Consider the following 3,558-nt stretch of genomic DNA (forward strand, 5'->3'; position numbering starts at 1 on the left):
ATATAAGTATCAAAGTGTCCCATAATTCTGTCAAAGGTACTTTTTGCCAAATTTTATTCCAATTTAAAAAATTAAATCACGCATTATTAAGTATTTACACTTTTACTGAGTTTTCAAAACTTTAGTAAACGCCTCATCAAATCCCCTAAATTGTACTTTTATGACGTAGGTTTGGTTTGCTATCTGTTAGGAATTAAACAGGAAGAAGAACTGATTACACACCATTTTCGAGGAAATTTGTTTGAGAATATGCTCGTGGCAGAGTTAGTTAAACAAGGTCATAACCGCAACGACCCCGGCGAGCTTTACTTTTGGCAAGAAAGTAATGGACACGAAATTGACATTTTGTTGGAGAAAAGTGGAGGAGTACTAATTGGTGAAATCAAATCAGCAGCCACAATCAATGCTTCATTTTTCGATAATTTAGCGTGGTTTCAACAGCAGGCGAATGTACCTGTGTTGGATGCTTATTTATGGTATGCAGGCAATGACGCTCAGACTCGTAGTAAAGCAACAGTAGTGCCATGGTATCAGGCGGCACTCATAAAGTGACTTTTACAGCTATTCTGATTTACTTTTTGTATATTCATTGCACAGTAAGCCCACCACAAAGGCGGCTTTTTTGTTAAACTCCAACCTGTCCCGTGAAAATACTTGCTCCCTGTCAATTACCGGCTATGAATTATAAACAGCTAACTTTTAACTGTAAACTGTTAACTGCACTTTGTCTACTGTTGACTGTCGCTTGTACCCGTCCTTCGCCCCCCGTGTATAGCGGTCAAAAAATGCGGGGAGTAAATCTGGTAGCACCTTCTCAACCCATTGATACGGCCGTTTTCAGACCTATTCTGAACATCAATGCGGAATGGGTAGCGGTGGTTCCCTACGGTTTTTGTCGGGAAGGAGAGCCGCATTTTTATTTCCATACGAATAAAATGTGGTGGGGAGAAACCAAAGAAGGTACTGCCAAAACGATAGAACTGGCCCATCAAAGCGGCCTAAAAGTGATGCTCAAACCGCACGCTTGGGTAGGGCGCGGGGGGTATACGGGCGATTTTGACCTCAAAACCGAAGCTGATTGGCTGATGTTTGAGAAAGATTTTGGGGACTATGTCCTTGCCAATGCTCGTATTGCCGACTCAACGAAAGCTGAATTGTTTTGCATCGCTACTGAGATGGACAATTTTGCCCGGAAACGTGCGCCTTTTTGGCGAGCGTTAATCAAGCAGGTACGGGAGATTTATCACGGGCCGCTGACCTACGCCGACAATTGGAACCATTATCCGCGTAATCCGTTTTGGGCTGATTTGGATTATGTGGGAGTGGATGCTTATTTTCCGTTGTCTTCCGAAAAACACCCCTCGGTAGAAACTTTGCAAAAAGGGTGGAAATTGCATTTAGACGAATTGGAAGATTTTGCGGCAAAAGTTCAAAAACCGATTCTCTTTACTGAATTTGGCTACCGAAGTGTTGATTTTGCGACAGAAAAGCCGTGGGAATCAAACGATAATAAGGCAGAAAACATGGCGTTGCAGGCTGATGCCTATCGGGCTTTTTTTAAGGAAGTATGGCCGCGTAAATGGCTCGTTGGGGCTTTTGCCTGGAAATGGTTTTTGCACCAACCCCGCAATTTTCACCGAGATGCCTTCTCGCCGCAGGAAAAACCCGCCGAAGGTGTATTGAAGGAAGGCTATGGACAGAAGTAGATTTAGAGGCTTTTGTTTTCAATAATAAATATAAACTTCCTTGCGCGATGGTATGCCTGTCCAGCGTGGTGCGCGTTGGGCTTGAGCGCGGAAGCTTTGGACAGGCTGCCCTTCTTTTGACGGTTCGCCGTTGCGATACTTTTCTTGGGCAAGCGGTCCGCCGCCGCGGCAAGAAAAGTAAGGGCTCACCAAAGAGAAAATTATGATTTCATAAATCCGAAGCAAATAATTTCCAAAATCCTTCCTCTTACGGTTTACGGTCTTTTACGACTAAGAAAAAGTCATTTTCGAGGGCTAAGTAGCCGTATTCGTACACAAAAAAGTAGGTAGCACCTTTTTGAGTGGTACGAATATTGGTAAAAAAGCTAAAATCAAAGCCTTTCCGAATCAGCGAATTTTTTGAGATTTTCGCTTTGTCTTCTTTACAGGCCTCTTCCAAAATCCGACGATTTTTCCGGAGCGTATTGTTTATGTTCCGGACTAAATTGTTGGAATCAGAATTGAGTTTGTTGTTGTACGCATTGCGACACAGGTCCGAACAAAATTTCTTGTCAGACCTGCCGATTATTTTTTCGCCGCATTCTAAGCATTCTTTCATGGGGATAAGATTTACGCAGTCAGCGTTTAAATTGGGTGTTACTTCTGCATCAGTAAATTGAGTAAGGGCTGATTGATGAAATAGTTACTTTTTCCCAACTTGACTTTTATCAATTTGTTGTTTTCTGCAAAAATATCCAAGTATTTGGCAGCTGTTAACCTTGTTACCTGACAATCCTGCATGACAAATTCAATTTTAGTGTAAGGATGTTTAAAAAGATTATCCAATAACTCCCGACTATAAATTTTAGGGTAGGTTTGCTGACACCACACTTTGGTTTCCTCTAACAAAACCCTGATATTTTTGATTAGTTTAATGGTAAACAGTGCCGTATTTTCGACTGCTTCCAACATAAAACAAATCCAACTTTCCCAATCATTATTGTCCCTAACTGCCTGTAATCGCTGATAATAATGCCCCTTGTTTCTTACAATATGACGACTGAGATATAACACAGGTATATCTAATAATCCTCTGAGAACGAGATACAACAAGTTGATAATCCGTCCTGTACGCCCGTTTCCATCATAAAAGGGATGAAGACTTTCAAATTGAAAATGGATAATGGCCATTTTTACTAAATCATCCCAATCGCATACGGTATCATCGTTAATGAATTGTTCTAAATTGCCAAGTAGTTGGACGATGGTTGGGTAGTCCTGCGGAGGAGTATATACCACTTCTCCCGTTTGTTGGTTTTTTAAGACGGTACCTGGTAAACGACGAATTGCGCCATTATTGGGTTCGAGTATATCCAGAATTTGAATCAAATGATTCGTACTCAAAAATCCGTATTGTTGTGTTAGGTCATAACCTCTTTTGAGTGCTGCCGAGTAAGATTGCACTTCTTTGGCTGCTACCGAAACCTGTAAATCAAGGGTGGCTTTGAACAACTCATCGTGCGTAGTGATAATGTTTTCAATGGCTGAACTATCTTTAGCCTCTTGCAATGACAAAGTATTGATTAGGATGTTTTGGTCCGGTATAGTAGCCAAAATACCTTTTAATTCGGCTAAGGCTTTATTGGCTTGAACCGATTTTTTCAAGACTAATTTTGTTTCTATCTCTCCAATATTGGGAAGCATTTGGATGGTATAGCCCATTCGATTGGTTAAATGTTATGGATTTTTACAGACTGTAAATAAATGTGGCAAATAGCTAAATTTGGATTAAACTACAAAATCATGCTAAAATCCACCATAAAAATTGAGGATGAAACAGGCCAAGTAATGGAAAAGACAGTGACATATTCAG

General features: G+C 40.8%; 5 protein-coding genes. 2 read left to right on the plus strand and 3 right to left on the minus strand.

All coding sequences use genetic code 11. The features are described 5' to 3' along the window. Positions 1-105: 105 nt before the first annotated feature. Together Q0081_RS08855 and Q0081_RS08860 are read left to right on the plus strand one after the other, a co-directional pair. Positions 106-552 (plus strand): DUF4143 domain-containing protein, encoded by a 447-nt coding sequence (locus tag Q0081_RS08855; RefSeq protein WP_298351642.1) that lies wholly within the window; start codon positions 106-108, stop codon positions 550-552. A 233-nt stretch (positions 553-785) separates the two neighbouring features. Beyond that, positions 786-1,706, plus strand: coding sequence for a glycoside hydrolase family 113 (locus Q0081_RS08860; protein ID WP_298351630.1), 921 nt, complete (start codon positions 786-788; stop codon positions 1,704-1,706). An 18-nt stretch (positions 1,707-1,724) separates the two neighbouring features. On the opposite strand, the gene Q0081_RS08865 is transcribed toward Q0081_RS08860, so the two are convergent. Genes Q0081_RS08865 through Q0081_RS08875 form a run of 3 tightly spaced genes read right to left on the minus strand, consistent with a single transcriptional unit; the run spans position 1,725 to position 3,407 of the window. Continuing rightward, on the minus strand, positions 1,725-1,895 hold the full coding sequence (locus Q0081_RS08865; protein ID WP_298351633.1) for a hypothetical protein: 171 nt from the start codon (positions 1,893-1,895) through the stop codon (positions 1,725-1,727). 58 nt (positions 1,896-1,953) lie between these two features. Next, positions 1,954-2,304, minus strand: coding sequence for a hypothetical protein (locus Q0081_RS08870; RefSeq protein ID WP_298351636.1), 351 nt, complete (start codon positions 2,302-2,304; stop codon positions 1,954-1,956). Positions 2,305-2,342: 38 nt separating this feature from the next. Next, a complete protein-coding gene (locus Q0081_RS08875; RefSeq protein WP_298351639.1) occupies positions 2,343-3,407 on the minus strand; it encodes a Fic family protein in 1,065 nt (354 codons plus the stop codon). Positions 3,408-3,558: the final 151 nt, after the last annotated feature.

This window comes from Runella sp., assembly GCF_027484545.1.
GTDB lineage: Bacteria > Bacteroidota > Bacteroidia > Cytophagales > Spirosomataceae > Runella.